This window comes from Pseudomonas sp. NPDC088368 (assembly GCF_044753445.1).
Lineage (GTDB): Bacteria > Pseudomonadota > Gammaproteobacteria > Pseudomonadales > Pseudomonadaceae > Aquipseudomonas > Aquipseudomonas bambusae.
The window spans coordinates 307,422-325,846 of the sequence record NZ_JBIVNG010000002.1 but is presented as its reverse complement, the minus strand read 5'-3'; the positions used below and the strand labels follow the sequence as shown (position 1 = coordinate 325,846).

Annotated in this window: 14 protein-coding genes; 8 read left to right on the top strand and 6 right to left on the bottom strand. The window is 61.1% G+C overall.

The window, feature by feature from the left end; all coding sequences use genetic code 11:
- The first annotated feature begins 14 nt into the window (after nt 1–14).
- Nucleotides 15–752, top strand: a complete 738-nt coding sequence (locus ACIQAL_RS04920) for an SDR family NAD(P)-dependent oxidoreductase (protein ID WP_341958456.1) — start codon at nt 15–17, stop codon at nt 750–752.
- Between the two features lie 60 nt (nt 753–812).
- On the opposite strand, the gene ACIQAL_RS04915 is transcribed toward ACIQAL_RS04920, so the two are convergent.
- The 3 genes from ACIQAL_RS04915 to ACIQAL_RS04905 all read right to left on the bottom strand — a co-directional run bounded on the left by ACIQAL_RS04915 (nt 813) and on the right by ACIQAL_RS04905 (nt 4,430).
- Complete coding sequence (locus ACIQAL_RS04915; RefSeq protein WP_401143073.1) at nt 813–2,408, bottom strand: GMC family oxidoreductase; 1,596 nt, start codon at nt 2,406–2,408, stop codon at nt 813–815.
- Between the two features lie 73 nt (nt 2,409–2,481).
- Nucleotides 2,482–3,366 carry a sugar phosphate isomerase/epimerase family protein gene (locus ACIQAL_RS04910; RefSeq protein WP_401143070.1) on the bottom strand — a complete coding sequence of 295 codons (885 nt, stop codon included), beginning with the start codon at nt 3,364–3,366 and terminating at the stop codon, nt 2,482–2,484.
- A gap of 53 nt (nt 3,367–3,419) precedes the next feature.
- Nucleotides 3,420–4,430: a glycoside hydrolase family 3 N-terminal domain-containing protein gene (locus tag ACIQAL_RS04905; protein ID WP_401143067.1), complete on the bottom strand. Its 1,011-nt coding sequence runs from the start codon at nt 4,428–4,430 to the stop codon at nt 3,420–3,422.
- Nucleotides 4,431–5,080: 650 nt separating this feature from the next.
- Between ACIQAL_RS04905 and ACIQAL_RS04900 the strand changes: the two genes are divergently transcribed.
- The gene (locus ACIQAL_RS04900; protein ID WP_341958460.1) at nt 5,081–5,995 is read left to right on the top strand and encodes an XRE family transcriptional regulator; all 915 of its coding nucleotides are present in this window, start codon (nt 5,081–5,083) and stop codon (nt 5,993–5,995) included.
- A gap of 59 nt (nt 5,996–6,054) precedes the next feature.
- Here the strand turns inward: ACIQAL_RS04900 and tatA are convergent, their stop codons facing one another.
- Together tatA and ACIQAL_RS04890 are read right to left on the bottom strand one after the other, a co-directional pair.
- Nucleotides 6,055–6,279: a twin-arginine translocase TatA/TatE family subunit gene (gene tatA, locus ACIQAL_RS04895; protein ID WP_401143064.1), complete on the bottom strand. Its 225-nt coding sequence runs from the start codon at nt 6,277–6,279 to the stop codon at nt 6,055–6,057.
- A gap of 61 nt (nt 6,280–6,340) precedes the next feature.
- Nucleotides 6,341–8,053, bottom strand: a complete 1,713-nt coding sequence (locus ACIQAL_RS04890) for a thiamine pyrophosphate-binding protein (RefSeq protein WP_401143061.1) — start codon at nt 8,051–8,053, stop codon at nt 6,341–6,343.
- A 783-nt stretch (nt 8,054–8,836) separates the two neighbouring features.
- Between ACIQAL_RS04890 and ACIQAL_RS04885 the strand changes: the two genes are divergently transcribed.
- The 4 genes from ACIQAL_RS04885 to ACIQAL_RS04870 all read left to right on the top strand — a co-directional run bounded on the left by ACIQAL_RS04885 (nt 8,837) and on the right by ACIQAL_RS04870 (nt 13,054).
- Nucleotides 8,837–10,000 (top strand): PotD/PotF family extracellular solute-binding protein, encoded by a 1,164-nt coding sequence (locus tag ACIQAL_RS04885; RefSeq protein WP_401143058.1) that lies wholly within the window; start codon nt 8,837–8,839, stop codon nt 9,998–10,000.
- 290 nt (nt 10,001–10,290) lie between these two features.
- Nucleotides 10,291–11,154: an ABC transporter permease gene (locus ACIQAL_RS04880; protein WP_401143056.1), complete on the top strand. Its 864-nt coding sequence runs from the start codon at nt 10,291–10,293 to the stop codon at nt 11,152–11,154.
- Between the two features lie 33 nt (nt 11,155–11,187).
- Nucleotides 11,188–11,979, top strand: a complete 792-nt coding sequence (locus ACIQAL_RS04875) for an ABC transporter permease (protein WP_401143053.1) — start codon at nt 11,188–11,190, stop codon at nt 11,977–11,979.
- Between the two features lie 4 nt (nt 11,980–11,983).
- On the top strand, nt 11,984–13,054 hold the full coding sequence (locus ACIQAL_RS04870) for an ABC transporter ATP-binding protein (protein WP_401143050.1): 1,071 nt from the start codon (nt 11,984–11,986) through the stop codon (nt 13,052–13,054).
- A 587-nt stretch (nt 13,055–13,641) separates the two neighbouring features.
- Here the strand turns inward: ACIQAL_RS04870 and hisD are convergent.
- The gene (hisD, locus tag ACIQAL_RS04865; RefSeq protein ID WP_341958467.1) at nt 13,642–14,919 is read right to left on the bottom strand and encodes a histidinol dehydrogenase; all 1,278 of its coding nucleotides are present in this window, start codon (nt 14,917–14,919) and stop codon (nt 13,642–13,644) included.
- A 965-nt stretch (nt 14,920–15,884) separates the two neighbouring features.
- On the opposite strand from hisD, the gene ACIQAL_RS04860 reads away from it, so the two are divergent.
- A complete protein-coding gene (locus tag ACIQAL_RS04860; protein WP_401143047.1) occupies nt 15,885–16,565 on the top strand; it encodes a ThuA domain-containing protein in 681 nt (226 codons plus the stop codon).
- A gap of 60 nt (nt 16,566–16,625) precedes the next feature.
- Nucleotides 16,626–18,413, top strand: coding sequence for a thiamine pyrophosphate-binding protein (locus ACIQAL_RS04855; protein ID WP_401143044.1), 1,788 nt, complete (start codon nt 16,626–16,628; stop codon nt 18,411–18,413).
- The last annotated feature ends 12 nt before the right edge of the window (nt 18,414–18,425 follow it).

Below are 18,425 nucleotides of genomic sequence, written 5' to 3'. Positions count from 1 at the left end.
TCAGGAGCAGTACCATGTACATCGTCACAGGCGGCACCCAAGGCATCGGCGCCGCAACCGTGGAAAAACTCGTCAGCCTTGGCCACCCGGTGGTGTTCACCGGACGCGATGAAACGGCAGGCGCACAATTGGCGGCGCGCCTGCCCCACTGCACGTTCGTCCCGGGCGATGTCGTGAACGAAGACGAATGCCGCAACGTCGTCGCAACCGCACTGCAATTGAGCGACGGCAAGCTGGCAGGCCTGGTCAACAACGCAGGCATGTCCGGGCGCAAAGCGTTTACCGAGACCACCCAGCAAGAGTGGGACACGCTGTTCGCCGTCAATACGCGCTCGGTGTTCTTCTACACAAAACACGCGCTGCCAGGTCTGATCGCAGGCCGGGGCGCCGTGGTGAACGTCTCCTCCATCGCGGGCAAAACCGGGGAACAAGGGCTGGCCACCTACTGCGCGAGCAAAGCCGCGCTCTTGGGTCTGACTCAGGCATTGGCCTTGGAATACGGTGGGCAAGTACGTTTCAACGCGGTCTGCCCCGGCCAGATCGCCACGCGCATGATGGACAAAATCGTCAACGACGAAGCCCGCCTTGCAGCCCTGACCGCCCGAATCCCGGAAGGTCGCCTGGCATCGGCCACGGAAGTCGCTGACGCCATTTGCTGGCTGCTTTCGCCGGGGGCCAGCTACGTGAACGGCACCACGCTTACGGTCGACGGGGGTGAGACCGCCGGATTGCTGTCGCCAAAGTCCCTGTAGTGACCGGGGTCGGCAGGCGTGCTCAGGTTTTGTCAGTCGCCTGAGCCTGAATGCACGTATTCATCCAATGTGGGAGTCGCGACGAATCAAGTCCGCCGCCTTCTCGCCAATCATGATGCACACCGAATTCGGGTTGCCTGAAATCAGGGTCGGCATGATGGACGCATCTGCAACGCGCAACCCCTGAATGCCGTGAACCTTGAGGTCCGGCCCGACTACCGACTGCGCATCGACCCCCATGCGGCAAGTGCCGGAAGGGTGCAACGCGGCGTGGGCGTGTTCGATGCAGAACGCCTTCATCTCTGCCCGGGTGCGCTGGGCGCCGTCGGGCACATGGCGCCGGGCAATGTAAGGTTTGAACGCCGCCTGGGACATGATTTCCTCGCCGACCATGCAGCCGTCCACCAGCGCTTCGATGTCATACGGGTCAGAAAAATAGTTGGGCACGATGCGCGGCGGGCTTGAAGGATCAGACGAATACAGCTCGACGTAACCCCGGGAGCGCGGGCGAATCTGCCCAAGGTTCAACGTGCAGCCGTTGCCGCCGGGCACCGAGTCGACGCCCTCTTCGATACCGGCACCGACCACCATGAAGTACTGAATGTCCGGATTCGTCGACGCCTTGTCGCCCCACCAGAACGCGCCGCCCTCGATCAGGTTCGACGCGGCCGGTCCTTGCCTGAACAGCGCGTATTGCAGACCCGCCACGGCCTTCCAGTGCAGCTTCTTGTACTTGTCGTAGCTGTGGGGGCCGGTCAACTCGTACACCAGCGAGATTTCGATGTGGTCCTGAAGGTTTTGCCCCACGCCGGGCACGTCCCGAATCGCGCGAATGCCCTGCTTTTCAAGGTGCGCAGCAGGGCCGATGCCCGAGAGCATGAGCAAGCGTGGCGAGTTGATCGCCCCTGCCGACAGGATGACCTCTTTGGCGGCGTGCATGACCTGGTGCTTGCCGTCCTGCATGTACTCCACGCCAACGGCCTTGGTGCCCTGCATCAGGATGCGCAGCACCTTGCACGAGGTCTTCACGGTCAGGTTCTTGCGCGCGCGAGCAGGCGTCAGGTACGCCACCGCTGCACTGCTTCGCCAGCCGTTCTTCGCCGTGATCTGATACAGCCCGCAACCTTGCGGCGTGCCGGAGTTGAAATCTTCGTTGTACGGCAGGCCATATTGCTGACACGCCTGCAGCCATACCTTGGTCAGCGGGTGCACGTTGATCGGGTCGGACACGCCCAACGGTCCACCGACGCCGTGAGCATCGTTGCAGAAGCGTTCGTTGTCTTCGGCCTTCTTGAAATACGGCAGCACGTCCTTATACGACCAGCCAGCGGCACCTTGCGCGGCCCATCCGTCGTAGTCGGCGGGCACACCACGAATGTAGATCATCGCGTTCACCGAACTGCCGCCGCCGAGCACGCTGGCCTGGACCATGGTCGGCGTCTCGGTACGGCGTTGCTCATCGGTGGGCTCCCACTCATAGCGCTTGAGCAACGGACCTTGCGCCGTTTTGTAATAAGCGCCGGGAATGTGGATGTAGGGGCTGCGATCTCGTGGCCCCTCTTCGAACAGGACGACCGATGCCGACGCGTCTTCGCTCAACCTCGACGCGATCGTGCAGCCCGTCGAACCGCCGCCAATAACAATGAAATCCACCATGAAGACCCCGACCTGTTCTGATTGAAAGCGAGGCTGGCCCTGCGGCGCAGCCCAGTGAGCGCAGCCGGTCGGCTTAGCGTCCGACCAGTGCGCTCATGAGTGTTTTGAGGTTCGCCGCCACGTCGTAGCTGTTGCTTTGCTGCTGCCGGGTGCAGAACAGCTCACAGCTCCACCAGCCCTCATAGCCGGTGGCCTTGACGGCGTCCGTCCAGTCCTGAAGATTCAGGACGCCCTGCCCCGTGGGGATATTGCGCAGCACCCCTTCATCGGGCGTGCCGCCATTGAACGGCAACGAATCGCAGATGTGCACGCCATAGATAACGTCCTTGTCCAGCCGCGCGACGTCATCTGGCGTCACCCCGGCAGTGAAGTAATGCCAGTAGTCGACCACCAGCTTGATGTTGTCGCGGCCAGCGCGGTCGACCAGCTCCAACTGCTGATGCAGATGGTTGAGCGGCGTCCATGACAACGCCTCCAGGTAAAGCAGAACGCCGTACTGGCTAGCCAGATCCGCGAGAGCCGCCAGGTTTTTTGCGGTGAGCGCCAATTGGTCGGCCTGAGAGCGTCCCACCAGCCCCGCGTAGTGATCGCTGCGCCCACGCTGCTGAATATCGAGGACGGCCTGCACGTTGATCGGGCCTGTCAGCACCTGAACACCTTTGGCCCCCGCGAGATTCGCCAGCTGAAACAGCCGCTCGGCCTCCTGAAGCATGTCGTCGCGTTCAGCGCCTTGCCGCTCGATGTCCCTGAGATAGCCGATGCCGGTGACCTGCACATCGCTCAAAAGTGTCTTCAGGTCGGCCTCCGAGAAGCCCGCCGCCAGATAGGCCTCCAGCTTGCCGCTGTACATTTCCACGGCGTCGAAGCCCACCGTTCTGGCGATGTCGAGATCGATGGCCAGCGGCGAATGTCTGGCGACCGTGGAATGCAGTGCCAGGATGTTTTTTTGCATGTCCATAAACCCTCCCAAACCTGTGACAGGGGGTTCTGCGGGCGCAGAACCCTGAGCGATCACGCGACGGCGTTGGCCGTATCGCGAACCTTTTGCGCGGCGGCCAGCAGAACGTCGGCGTGCAATTCGCCGGTTTCCACGGCGGCAACAATGGTGCGCACCACCTCGTCGAGCCCCGCCTCGCTGGACAGCAGCAACAGGTGTGCGCCGGCCGCCAGCGAGGCAACGGCCGCGGCTGCCACGCTGTTGCCGCGACTGATGGAAACGGCATCGAGGTCATCGGAGATGATCAGGCCAGAAAAGCCCAGCGCGTCGCGCAGCATCGAGATCACTGCGGGCGAGGTGGACGCCGACTGGTTCGGGTCGATGGCTGTCACCACGGCAGGGCCCGGCATGATGGCCTGGACGTTGGCCGCGATGAGGGTCTTGAAGACATCAATGCCTTCTTGCAGCACCTCCAGCGAGCCAGGCACGTGGGCCTCAGCGATGGCCGGATCAGATTCGGTGATGTGATGCCCCGGAAAGTGTTTGGCCGTTGCGATGACGCCCGCGCGCTGCACACCCGCGACAAAGGCGCGGGCAATGCGCGCAACCTCGTCGGGATCGGTACCCAACGTACGACCCTCAAGCCAGGGATTGGCGCCAGTGACAACATCCACGATGGGGGCGAGGAACAGATTGACGCCCAGCGACCGGGCGGCTTTGGCGGTCTCGAAGGCGCGTTGCTCAATGTCGTCAGCGCTCAGGCCACCCAGTTGCGACGCCGTCGGCAGCGCTGGCACCAGACGATGCAAACGCTGTATGCCCGCCAGTTCTTGATCGACCGCAATCAGCACCGGCGCATCGGCCAGTTGCTTTGCGCGCTGGGCGATGGCGTGAAAATGCTCGGCAGTTTCGGTGGCCTGACGTTCTGCGCTCATGGCCCTGGCGAGGTATTCCTCGCGGGTTTCACCCAACAGAATCGACACGCCGCCGCGCTCCAGAAAACGCGAGACGGCGTCATCCAGCTGGAGACCGCCGAACGCTGGCAACAGCACGGCATACGCCGCTTTTACGAGATCGCTAGACATAAATACCCTTGAGCCATGTGAGAAGTGACAGGAACAAACTGGGTCGAAACGCGGGCAGGCTTTTCATCGGCGCGTGTGGCCGTGACAGAGGCTCCCCCTCAGGCGTTCGAGTATCCGAGGAAGGCCCTTGCCGCTCAATTTCGCAGCTGCCCACGCAAGCGACGCACGTTGACGCGCACGCTGCGTCAGTTACCCGAAAGGTGCGCATGGAGCGCACGCCTGTTACTGACGGCTTTGTGCCTGTTACCGCAATACGCATGGGTCACAAGCGGGTATCGCAATCCTGAACACCTCTCGATCCTTCGGGTCGCCGACGTCCGAAAAAAACCGATAAAACGCTTACCATTGGACGCACTTTTTCTTGGTTATACGTTTACACTGTGTCACGTCGATGCCTCGCCCACCAGTAGGAATCGGCGTTTCTGGGAAACGGTCATCAATGCCATTTGACGATGTTTTGGTTATATCAGGCGAATTCTATAACTGATCAGAGGATGCCCGGCGGTAGCGTGCCCTCTGCGAATGACCGGCATGGAATTTGCTCATAGAATGGCCAAGCGCGTTGACACTACGCACTGTTTCTTGAGCGGCTTATATAGTTTTTTGTTGAACGGTTTATTCAGCGCTGAAGCTTTTTGAAGATGTGTTCAATGCTTCTTGCGCGTTCCATCCCTATGCAAAGCGGAGACTCCCTAACCATGCCTTCGATGGGTTCCCTCTCTCATCCTGAACGTCAGCAGCTTCGCAGTGACGCGCAGACCCACGTGCAAAAAAACCTCAGCACGCTGGTCGATTCCTGCCGCTCAGTGGCGGATATGTGCAGGAAAATCGACGTCAACCGCCAGCAATTCAATAAATACCTGGTGGGCCAGCACATTCCGTCGCAGAAGATTCTGCAGAAGATCGGGCGCTATTTCATGATGGAGGCCGAGGACCTGTTTCGACCGCCCGCCGAGTTTAAAAAGTTCTACGAGGGGTTCGAAAACGAACTTCCGACCGACTTGCGTGCCTCCACGCAATTCAATCACTTTCTTCCCCTGGCCAAGGGTTCCGCTGATCAACTAGAAGATTACTTGGGCGTTTATTACCGCTATCACAACTCTTCTATTTATAAAGGCAGGATATTGCGTTCGGTCACCTGCCTGTATCGTTCGGACTCGATGGTGCAGTACGTGACGGTGGAGCGTTTCCCGCTGCAGGATGGCAGCGGCAAGATTGGTTATTCGTTTACCTACCATGGCTTTTGCCTGCTCATGGGGGATCGTATCTTTCTGGTGGATTTCGAGGGCAAACAGCGCAACGAGATGACATTCTCGATCCTGACGCCGCAGCATCGTCGGCCTGTTCGCTTTCTGTCGGGGCTGGTGACAGGCGTGGCGTCCTCCTCGTTCCGCCAGCCGTTCTCCACCCGCATCATGCTGGGCCTGGTCGACAAGGGAAACATCCGCAAGCACCACCTGCGCAACGCCACCGTGCTGTTGCCCAGTGATCAATCGCTGCCGCTGGAAGTGCGCGAATACATGACCGGTGAAAATTCCGCGATCATCTGGGGCGGCCAATCCTGACGGCATGGCCGGGAAGCGCGAGCCGCCACTCGCGCATCCTTTGCTTCAGCCCGCGCTCATCAGCGCTGCTGACGAGAGACGTCCGCCACCACCGGTTTGGTGTCAACGCCCTGCCCCTCGTGCGTTGGCACGGGCGAGGTCCCGCCCTCATCGCTCATGGCCTTGCGAAACCCCTTGATGGTTTCCCCCACGTCCGCGCCAAGGTTTTTCATCTTTTTGGTGCCAAAGACCAGCACCACGACGAGGAGGATCACGATCCAGTGTTTGAAATCGAAAATGCCCATGTTGACTCCTGTGACGGCCGTGCCGTTGAGTGATGATTGAAGTGCTAATGCGCTGGCCTCTTCACCCTCCGTGGGCAAGGTGGCTCGCGCGTGCGGTGATGATCTCGACCAACGACGGCCCCGGGCAATTGAGGGCCTTGGTGAACACGGCACTCAGTTGAGAGGCGAACTCCACCCGCCACGCCTGCAGGCCGAAGCTGCGGGCAATGGAGGCGAAGTCGGGGGAATAGGGTTTGCCGTCCGGCAGGTTGAATTCGCCACCCAGGTAATGCTCGCCACGGGCCTGATGCAGTTCGCTCACAGCGCCATAGCCACTGTTATTGAGGACCACGAACACCACCGGAATCGTGTGCATCACGCAAACCGCCACTTCCTGCATCGACTGCAGAAAATCACCGTCGCCCACCACGCACACGACCTGCCTGGCGGGCATCGCCAGCTTGGCGCCTATGGCGGCGGGCACCGCCCAACCGACATCGCCAAAACGACCCGCACACAGGTGGCTGCGAGGGGTGTACACCGGAAAGACCTGACGCACCGCCGCCTGAACGTTGCCTGCACCGACCACCAGAATCGCATCGCGCTCCAGCAGCTGGCGCAGCTTGATCAAGGGCCGCTGCACCGGCAATGCCACACCATCGTTGCCGTTGTCGGCCTGCGCCACGGCGTGCTGACGCTCGCGAAGCAAGGTCACAGAGGCGCGGTATCGGGCGCGTCGGCGCTTGAGATCGCCCAGTCGAGAAGGCGTGATCCACGCAGATACGGCCCTCAATTGCGCTCTCAACCCATCCACGATCGCGACGTCAATCAGTGCCCGTGCTTGAGGCGCAGGCCCAACCGGATCATCGTCGAGGGTGATTAGCGTCGCCTCGATCACCTTCTTCAAGGGCGCCTGGTGGGCAGCGTGCAGGATGTCCGGATCGCACGCGCATCCCATCGCAATGACGACATCCGCCGAGACCAATAGCGTGTTCGCCCCCTCGCGCGCTCCGCGCCCCAACGTGCCGCCGCTCAGCGGGTGATCCTCAGGAAAAGCCCCCTTCCCTTGCGCCGTGGTGATCACCGGGCACAGAAAGGTCTCGGCAACGTTCAACACGTCGGCACTGGCTTCCGCACGGATCACGCCTGCGCCAGCGAGGATCACCGGTTTGCGTGCACCCGCCAACCGCTCACCGACACGCGCAAGCTGCGTATCGTCCAGCGCCACAGCGTCAGCCACTGGCAGCCGCGACGCTCCTTTGAGCACTTTTATCTCGACGCTTTCAGCCTGCACGGCCATGGGAATTTCAAGGATCACCGGGCGCGGCGGGCCCGACATCATGGTGTCGAACGCCCGGCGCAGTGTGGACGACAGCTTGTCGGCGGACGAAACGGTCAGTCGGGTTTTGTCCGCTGATGCGCGGGTCGCGCTGACACCCGATTGCCCGTCAACGGGCTCGAACAACACCGCCACTGAATCCTCGGGCCTGCCCGCCGTCACGACCAGAAGCGCAGAGCCGTCGGCGGAGGCGGTCTCGATGCCGCTCAGCGCTCTGGAGCGTTGCGGCGAGGTGGACAGGAGTGCCGCCATCGGACGACCACAGGCGCGAAAATAACCGTCCGCCATGTGCACCGCGCTCTGCTCTTGCATCACCTGAATGAACGGCACACCTGCACCCGGCGTCGCCAGCGCTTCGACCAGAGGCCAGGAACCGGACGCGGGAATGCCGGCCACGTAATTGACGCCAAGTGCCTTCAACTCTTTTGCAAAAATTTGACTACCAGTGAGCTTCAAGGGCTTCTCCAGTCGTAAGGACGTGGGCTTGGCGCAATGCGCCCAGGAGTCGCCTGAGTATTGATTCGCCTGTCCGCGCGCTCAATTTCGCACTCTCGCGAAATACGACGCACGTTGACGCAAACCCGCGTGGCGACAGAGGACCCACCACCCTGCCGCCCAGACGCTCGCCTTTAACCTCAGGGCGTTCATGGCCAGCAGGGCATTGTATTTGCTTGCATAGCGAGGACCCGACAACGCGGGGTTTTACGAATAAACGCAGGGCGCCGGGATCAACGGAGCACGGCGACAAGCGTTGCCCCACTGAGGCGCATGAGGGGTTGCGCAGGTTCGGTCACATCGATGCGTCAGAGTGCGTCGCTTTTCAAAGCGGTGCGAAATTGAGCCGGTTTGCCCGGCGGGCCAATACTCGACTCAGCAAAACAAGACCCGAACCTATCAGGCGCCAGGCATCCGGTTTCAAGCGCCCGAATCAGCGCTCGATGTCCAGACCGATGCCCGGCAGAAGAAGAGTCAATCGGAACCGTGGAAGCATGCGTCATCGGGCCTTCCCGATGCGACGGAACTGCGCAACGCTCCAGCTGCAAGGACACACGCTGGCCATAACACTGCCGATGCAACTAGCTGCAACTCACGCGACCTGCCCGCACCGCTGCACCTCGAAGGCTGATGCCCGGAGGCTGTTCGGACAAGCAAACACCCGGCTTGGCGGGGTGCACGGGTCGCAGATTGTGATGGGTCAATAACTATTTCAACACCACCACCCTAGGCAGGGCACTCAGAATGAAAAAAGAATCAGAGATGGGTTATGGATCATCTGGCGTCGATCTTCTGGACTCGATCACGATGAAACGTCGCACGTTCTTGCTCGGCGCGGCCGCGTCTGCTGCGGGTCTGTACCTGGGCTCGTTTGCCCCAGGCGTGATGGCCGCTGCGGGCGGTCATCTGGAGCTGTTGGGCTGGGAAGGTGAAACCGGGGACGCGGAACTCGCCGACTGGCGCAAAAGCCGGGGCATCACCGTGCATTCGAGCTACGCCAGCAACCAGGACGACATCACGGCGCGCCTGGCCGGCAGCGACCCGGTGCAGCTTGACCTGACGATGTACGCCCTGGGCTACGAAGTCATCTACAAGGACATGGGCATCCTGCGCGAAATCGATGCCTCGAAAATCCCTAACTATTCGGCCAGCACCATCCTCCCGCTGTTCTACAAGGGCAGCCGTTGGTTCTGGGACGGCAAGCAGTGGGGGATTCCGCTGCTGTGGGGCATGAACACCATCGTCTACAACCCCAAGAAACTCGCCAAACCAAAGCAATACACGGACCTGCTCGACCCTAAACTCAAGGGCAAACTGACGTTCGTGGACGACGGCACGTCCAACTGGTCACTCATCGCCATTCTGGCGGGGTACGGCGACAAATTCCCGAACCTGACCCGCGCCGAATTCGACGATGCGTTCGACAAGCTCAAGCCTTATCGCGATCAGTGCCGCGTGTTTGCCGCGTCCTCGGGTGATGCGGTGTCGCTGCTGGTGTCGGGTGAAGTGGACGCCGTGTTCTCGCTGTCCGCCAGCGGCCCGAGCGAGACCAAAAAGCGTGGCGTGGACACCGAGCTCGCCATTCCCAAGGAAGGCGCGGCGCTGTGGTGCGATGCCCTGTTCATTCCGAAGACTGCCAAGGACGTGCCGCTGGCGCTGGAGTTCATCGACAAGGTGCTGGAACCCGAAACCCAGGCAAAAATGGCCACCACCATGTACTCCGCCGTGGTCAACCCCAAGGCCGTGCCGCTGCTGCCGCCGGACCTTCGCAGCACCTTCGATTACGACCACCTGGACAGCTTTTTCGAGAAGTCGAAACTCTACGGCCAGCCTCCGCTGCAGTCCGATAAATACGTGACCTACGCTGAGTGGATCGATCAGTGGGCGACGTTCAAAGGCTCGTTCTGATCGTCGTTGCTGGTTTACCGAACACGAAAAAGATCCGTTTGAAGCATCGTCAAACAAGCGCGAGCCGCGTGGCTTGCGCTCTCATCCTGACGCAACGGGATGGGGTCTGCGCCGGATGCGCTGCTGCCGTCGAAGGGCCAACGAGGTGACATCACCTTCGGCCGATTCGACGTCAGCCCCTGCCCCATCCCGAAAGAATATGTATAGGCAATTTCGACATGAACGTAATCGACAATCGCGATGCCGTCGCGCTGGCCACTCCTGTTGCTGAGCCCCGCAGGCGAATGAGCATGGACAAGAAGACACTCACCGGTTACCTGTTGGCCTCGCCGCCCTTCCTGTTTCTGATGGTGTTCTTTCTGGTGCCTTCCGTGCTGCTGCTGGTCGCCAGCTTCTGGAAAGCCCAGACCTTCTCCATGGAGCCAGCCGCCACGGTGGTCAGCTATGCGCGGGCCCTGAGCGCCAGCGGTTTCTACAGCTCGCTGTGGATCGCGATGCAGAACGGCTTTTTCACCGCCATCCTGTCTACCGTGATCAGCGCCCCGGTGGCGTATTACATCGTCTATCGCACCCGTTCCAACCTGACGCTGTACATGGCCCTGATCTCATGGTTTTCCAGCTACCTGGTGCGGGTTTATGCCTGGCGTTCGATCCTGGGCACCAACGGCGTGATCAACTCCACCCTGATGCATTTCGGCCTGGTCGATCAGCCGCTGGAATGGCTGGTGTTCAGCAAGTTCGCGGTGGTGCTGACGCTGGTGCACATCATGTTGCCCTTCACCCTGCTCCTGCTGGTCTCGGGCCTGCGCGACATCAAGAAAGACTACCTCGAAGCCGCCGCCGATCTGGGCGCCAGCGGTGCGCTGACGCTGTGGCGGGTGATCGTGCCGATGGCGCACAAGAGCATCGTGAGCTGCTTCATGTTCACGTTCGTACTCGCCGCAAGCGATTACGTGACCCCGCAACTACTGGGTGGACGGGATGCGATGACCACCGGCCTGATGATCGCCAACCAGTTCCGCTCGGTCGGCAACTGGCCGCTGGGGGCTGCCATGGCCTACCTGCTGTTGATCGTGTTCATGCTGGTGTACGCGCTGCTGCTGGCGTTCTTGCGCGTGACGAATCTGGCACCGGGCAAGCGTTACCACGACTGACCGTCGCCCCATCAACATTTGAGGTAGCTCGCCATGATCAGGTTATTCACTTACGTTTACATGCTGTTTCTCTACGCCCCCATCGCGATCATCACGCTGTTCAGCTTTCACGCGTCGGCGTCGCTGTCGTTTCCGTTCGAAGGGTTTTCGACCCGGTGGTTCGACGAGCTGTTTGGCAGCCTGGACTTCATGACCGCTCTGAAGAACAGCGCCATCGTCGCCCTCGCTTCGACGGTCATCACCACCCTGTTGGGCACCTTTTCGGCCCTTGCGTTGATGAGAATGAAAGGCCGCGCCAAGGCCGCGTTCGCTTTTCTCAACTTCGCCCCCATTGCCCTGCCCGGCCTGTTTCTGGGCATCGCTCTGGTGATCTTCTTCTCGCTGATCGGCGTGTCCCGCTCGCTGCTGACCGTGGTCATCGGTCACACACTGTTCACCTTTCCGTTCTTCGTCGAATCGGTGCGGTCGCGGCTTGAATACTTCGACCTGTCGTTCGAGGAAGCGGCGCGGGACCTCGGCGCCTCGCCCTTTCAGGCTTTTCGCCTGGTCACCCTGCCCATCATCGGACCGACCATCACCGGCGCTGCGATCCTCGCCATCGCGCTGTCACTGGACGAGTTCCTGATCACCGTGTTCGTCACCGGCAGCGACACCACCCTGCCGCTGATGATCCTGTCGATGATGCGCCGGGCCGTGAGCCCCACCATCAATGCTGCCTCGGTGTTCATGCTGGCCGTGACCATCGCCATTATCGCCATCGCCGGCCTGGTCATGACCCTGCGCCGTCGCCGCATCGAACTTGAACGCGCTGAACCTGCGGAGTAACCCCATGAACAACAGCATCGAACTGACCGGCATTTCCAAAAGCTACGGCGGCCTCACGGCTCTGGGCAAACTGGACCTGACCATCAAGCGCAACGAGATCCTGACCCTGCTCGGCCCCAGTGGCTGCGGCAAGACCACCTTGATGCGGATCATTGCAGGCTTCGAAGAGCCCTCCAGCGGCCGCGTCGTCATCGACGGCAAGGACGCCACCCGGCTGGCGCCAGAGCACCGCCCGGTGAACATGGTGTTCCAGAAATACGCGCTGTTTCCGCACCTGGACGTGTTCGACAACGTGGCGTTCGGGCTGCGGCTGAAGAAAACTCCCAAGGACGAAATCAAGCGCGAAGTGATGCGCGTGCTGGAACTGGTGCAGCTGGAGAGTTTCAAGAATCGCTGGATTTCAGAACTCAGTGGCGGCCAGGCGCAACGGGTCGCCCTCGCCCGCGCACTGGTCAACCGCCCTGCCGTGCTGTTGCTCGACGAGCCCTTGGCGGCGCTGGACCTGAAAATTCGCCACCACATGCTCAACGAGATCAAGCGCATTCATGAAGAGACCTCCACCACGTTCGTGTACGTGACCCATGACCAGGACGAGGCGATGATCCTCTCCGACCGCGTGGTGCTGTTGAACAAGGGCGGCATCGAGCAGATCGGTGGCCCGGAAGAAATGTACTGGTCGCCGCGTACCCTGTTCGCCGCCAAATTTTTCGGCGACACCAACATCGTCAACGGCACCTACGCACGGGGCAGCGACAGCTACGTGCAGCTGCCGTTTGGCCGCTTCTCGTGCGGCGCCAAAAACGAGGTCGGCGCGGGGCCGGTCAACGTGTCCATTCGCCCTGAAACCCTGACGCTGACCCCCACTCAGGGCAACGCGGCTGAAGGCGAGTTTCTGGGCAAGGTCAAGGACACCTCGTTCATTGGCAACCGCGTGATCTATCGGGTCGCCGTGGCGGGCGAAACCCTGGACCTCAAATGCCAGCAACTGCCAACGCCGGGCGCCCACGCACTGACGCCCGGAACGCCGGTCTCGATGCGCTGCCAGCCTGACAGCTTCGTCGTGCTGCCCGCTTGATCAACGCGTCTGTGCATTAGCACGTCGGCGCTGCTACGTTCGCTGTCCTGAACGCCTGGGTTTTTTCTTCCTCACGAAGACGAACCCAGGCGTTTTTTTATGGGCTGAAAACAGGTGAGTGTCGGGGGCCAATGACAGCGTGGAAAGCGGAGGGTCGACCGGTTGAGGGGTGGCCGCTCGCTTGAGCGAAGAGGCGCCCATTGCTTGGCACCCGCGCCGATTGCATCGCCCTGGTTCTCCCGCAAAGCCGATGCCGCCTTACACCCTGGTCGGAGCTGCAGGGGCCAAGGGTGGCAGACAACATGATTGCGCCAAATCTGTGTCGAGCAACAGCAACGCAACCGCGAGCATGATGGGCGGGAAAGCTGCCGATCAGATTCGTGAGTGGGTCTGATTCGGGCAAAAAAAAGGCCTCCCGAACGGGAAGCCAAATGCACTTGCAGAGCGAAGCCTGAGACCCGCCGTGAGGGGTGACCAAGCCCCTCGACAGCCTTGAGCAAGTGCGTCGACGCGCAACGCCTGGTGAGTGGGTTGCGCGTCGAATTCACGATGGCCAGCGTCGAACGCGCTGGCCGGAGCTCAGCGATTCATTTCTTGTAGCGACGAATCCGGATGTCAGCCTGTTCCTTGTGACCGGCAAAGCCTTCCATCGCGCACAGCCGTGAGCAATATTCGCCGATCAGCACCGAGGCCTCATCGGTCAGCACGCGTTGATAAGTGCAGGTCTTGATGAATTTCCCCACCCACAACCCGCCCGTGTAGCGCGCAGTGCCAGTGGTCGGCAGCGTATGGTTGGTACCGATCACTTTGTCGCCATAGGAGACATTGGTGCGCTCCCCAAGGAACAACGCGCCGTAGTTAGTCATGTGCTCAAGGAAGTACAGCGGGTCGCGGGTCATGACCTGAACGTGCTCGGAGGCGATGCGGTCGGCCTCTTGCACCAGCTCCTCCAGGGTGTCGCAGAGGATGATTTCGCCGTAGTCACGCCATGCCACCGATGCGACGGGCGCGGTGGAAAGGATCGCCAGCTGACGGTCGATTTCGGCAGGCAGCGCGTCGGCCAGTGCGGCGCTGTTGGTCAGGAACACCGCCGGGGAGTTCACCCCGTGTTCCGCTTGCCCCAGCAAATCGGCGGCGATGATTTCAACGTCTGACGAGTCGTCAGCGATGACCAGGGTTTCGGTGGGGCCGGCGATCAGGTCGATGCCGATCTTGCCGAACAGCTGACGCTTGGCTTCGGCGACATAGGCATTGCCGGGCCCGACGATCATGTCGACCTTGGAAAACTCATCGGTGCCCAAGGCAAAACCGGCAATCGCCTGAACGCCGCCGACGCAGTAGATTTCGTCGGCGCCGCCCAGGTGCATGGCGGTGACGATGGCCGGGTGTGGCTTGCCGTCAAAGGGCGGCGCCATGGCCACGACGCGTTTGACCCCGGCGACCTTGGCGGTCAGCACGCTCATGTGCGCCGAGGCCAGCAGCGGGTATTTGCCCCCCGGGATATAGCACGCCACCGAGTTCACCGGGATGTTGCGATGGCCGAGGATGATGCCCGGCAGGGTCTCGATTTCCACATCGTGCAGTGACGCTTTCTGCGCCTCTGCAAACCGACGCACCTGCGCCTGGGCAAAGCGGATGTCGCCGATTTCCTGCTCCGACAGGCTCGCCACACAGGCGGCAATTTCAGCGTCGCTCAAGCGAAAGGAGGTCGGCGCCCACTTGTCGAACTTCTCCGAATACTCGCGCACGGCGGCGTCGCCGTTCTTGGCCACGTTGGCAATAATCCCTTCCACCGTGTCGCGCACATTCAGCGCAATCTCGGCTTGGGCTTCGACCGGTTTACTTGTCTTCAGGTATCGAATCATCACTTGGCTCCAGGTAGATCTTGATGCACGCGGTATGCATTCAGCATGGCGTCATCTTTTCCTACCCCTTGGGCCGGGACAATTTCGCAGCTCCCGCAATGGTGACGCGATATGACGCAGTGGCGACGCATGGACTGGGCAATGGCTGGCTGGCTGGCTGGCTGGCTGGCTGGCTGGCTGGACAACGGTGCAGCCCTCGATATCGACTCAACAACGCTTACGCGCTCAAACGTTCATCCTGAACACGCATGTATCCGTAGCAGTCCCGATTGCCGGGGGCAGTGGTTTCAAGCACGCCTCCGCTGGCAAGCCGTGCTGCTGCGGGGGAAGCGTCACAGGGGGAAACCCGACGCGGGATAAACGGCTTCTGGGCGGAGCCCGTGGGAGCGCAGCTTGCTCGCGATCTGCCTGGAACCGGCAGTCAATCTTGCACACCGGGGTCACCTGACACAGCGCAGGTGGCTGGGTTTGCTGTCGCTGCGCAACAGATCGCGAGCAAGCTGCGCTCCCACGGGCTTCGCCCAGAAGCAGAACGTGTTCCCAGGCGATCACCGATGGCGGCTTCTGGCGGGGTCAACATCTCCCTGAACTCACAGGTATCCGTAACAGCACGGCTTGCCGACGGCAGCGGGGGTTAAAGGACGCTTGCGCCGGCAAGACGTCCTGCCGCAGCGGAGCGATGCCCGGGGGACATGTTTCCCTCAAAACCCGATGCGCTGAGCATTTTTCGGCTAGATCGTTTTCGTATAACCGAATTCATTCATCCAACCGCAAGCGAGCGCCGGGACCGTGTCGCTTTTGTCACGCCTTCTCACATTCAACCCCCTTTAAAACTGCCGATAACGTTGATCGTCAATTCAAAAAACGACAACCGGGATTGACTTGGTCATTTTGAGTGTTAAGTTAAATACGAGAGTTATACGTATAAGTTAAATCACTCCCAACCAACAAGCAGGTGACCTACCGTGAGTCGAGTTTTGTATTTATACGGGGGCTGGCCCGGCCACTTTCCCTATGAAATCGCCGCTTGGGCGCGAACCGTGTTTCAGGAGCTGGACTTCGATGTCGAAGAGTCCACCGACATCTTCACGCTGGATCGTGACCTCACAGGCTACGACCTCATCGTGATCGGCTGGAACAACGCCGTGACCACTGAAACCCTGACCGCCGCGCAGGAAAACCGTTTGCTGGAGGCCATCGAAAGCGGCACCGGGCTGGTCGGCTGGCACGGCGCGGGCGCAGCGTTTCGCGCCAGCCTGAAATACCACTGGGTGCTCGGCGGCTCGTTTCTGGAGCATCCGATGGGCGAAGGCTTCCCGCACCCCTACCAGGTCAACTTCATCGATCGCGAGCATGAGGTGACGCAGGGCGTGGAGGACTTCGAAGTCCGCTCCGAGCAGTACTACATGCAGGTCGACCCGAACATTCACGTGCTCGCCGAAACCACCTTCGACGGCAACCCGTTCCCGTGGCTCAAGGGCAATCGCAGCCCGGTGGCCTGGGTGCGCAACTGGGGTGAAGGCCGGGTTTTCTATCACTCCATCGGCCACGACACCAGCAACCTGGCCGACCCCAATATCCGCCGCCTGACCAAACAGGGCCTGGCGTGGGCCACTCGCGGCCGTAGCAAAAATTCACCGGTTTAACGCCCCTACAAAAGCGCTGAAACCGTTTTACCCGTTCCATCCACCCAAGGAGTCCAGGTCATGGCAAAGCTGACTGGCAGCCAGATCGTTGCACAAACGCTTAAAAATTATGGGGTCGAGTACGTCGCAGGCATCCCGGGTCACGGGATCTGGACACTGACCGACGCCTTCCTGGAAGAAGAATCCAACATCAAGTTCATCCAGGTCTTCCACGAACAGAGCGCGGTTCACCTCGCCGACGGTTACTACCGCGTGGCCGGCAAGCCCATGGCAGCGGTCACCTCCATCGGCGCCGGGGCGAGCAACACCGTTATTGGCCTGGCGACGGCGTTCACCGACTCCACCAGCCTGATGCTGATCACCGGTGGACCGCCCACTCACATGCGCGGCCATGGCCTGCTGCAAGAGCTGGAACGCTACACCGACAACGATTTCCCGAAGATCGCTGAAGCCGTGACCAAGCGTCACTGGGTCGCCACGCGGGTCGAGGAATTGCCGTTCATGATGCACCGCGCCTGGAGTTCAATGGTGACCGGGCGCCCAGGCCCCGTGCACCTGGAAATCCCGATGGACGTGCAAGCCGAAGGGGCTGAAGTCACGCTGCATGCGCTGGAAGAACGCACGCCGATCGGCAAGTCGTTCCCGGACCCGGCCGCCATCAGCGCCGCCGTCGCCGAGCTGCAACTGAGCAAGCGCCCGGTCATCGTCATCGGTGGCGGCGTGATCACCGGCGAAGCCAGCGCAGAAATCCTCGCCCTGGCCGAAGCCTGGAAAATCCCGGTCGTGACTACTTGGAACGGCAAGAGCGGCTTCCCTGAAGACCACCCGCTGTTCGCTGGCAGCGTCGGCCAGACCGGCACGATGTGCGGCAACACCGTGGCCTCGAAAGCCGACGTCATCATCGCCGTGGGCTGTCGCTTCACCGACTGGTCGTCGTCGAGCTACGCCAAAGGCGTGACCTTCGCCATTCCGCCGTCCAAGCTGATTCACATCGACATCGATCCCCACGAGATCGGCAAAAACTACCCGGTCACCGTCGGGATCTGTGCCGATGCCAAACACGCCGTGGCGCACATCGTCGAGGCGCTGAAAGGCCAGACCGTCGACCGCACCGAGTACCTGAATGACCTCAAGGGCTACCAGGACGAGTGGGAAGCCAAGCTGTCCAGCCGTCGTGATTCGGACCGTTTCCCGTTCACGTCGCAACGTCCATTGGGCGCACTGCGCAAGATTTTCCCGCGCGACACCATCGTGGTAGTGGGTTCCGGCAATACCCAAGGTGCGGTGAAACAAACCTTCCCGGTGTACACGCCGCGCACCCACCTGACCTCGGGCGGCTTCTCGTCCATGGGCTGGGCAGTGCCTGCGGCTATCGGCGCCAAACTGGCGGCGCCGAACCAGCCGGTGGTGTGCATCCTCGGTGATGGTGACTTCCTGATGACCTCGCAAGAGATCGCCATCTGCGTCACCAACAATATCCCGGTGGTGTTCATGATCCAGAACAACGCGGGCTACATGTCGATCCGCGGGGGCCAGCGCAAGCAGACCAGTCGCCACATCGGCACCGAGTTCAATCGCCCGGACGGCACGCCGTACAGCCCGGACTTCAAGGCCGTGGGTGAAGCGTTCGGCCTGAAATCCTACCGTGTGGAGCGCCCTGAAGACCTGGAACCTGTGCTGCAGGAGGCGCTGGACCTGAACGCCCCAGTGCTGATCGAAATCCCGACCGACCGTGACGCGGCAGGCCCGTGGGTGCCCGGCTGGTGGGACTTCCCGATTCCCGAGTACATTACCGACGAACGCCAGGACGAATACTGGGAAATCCGTAACTCCGAGCAGCATTTATAAGAAACGGAGCGG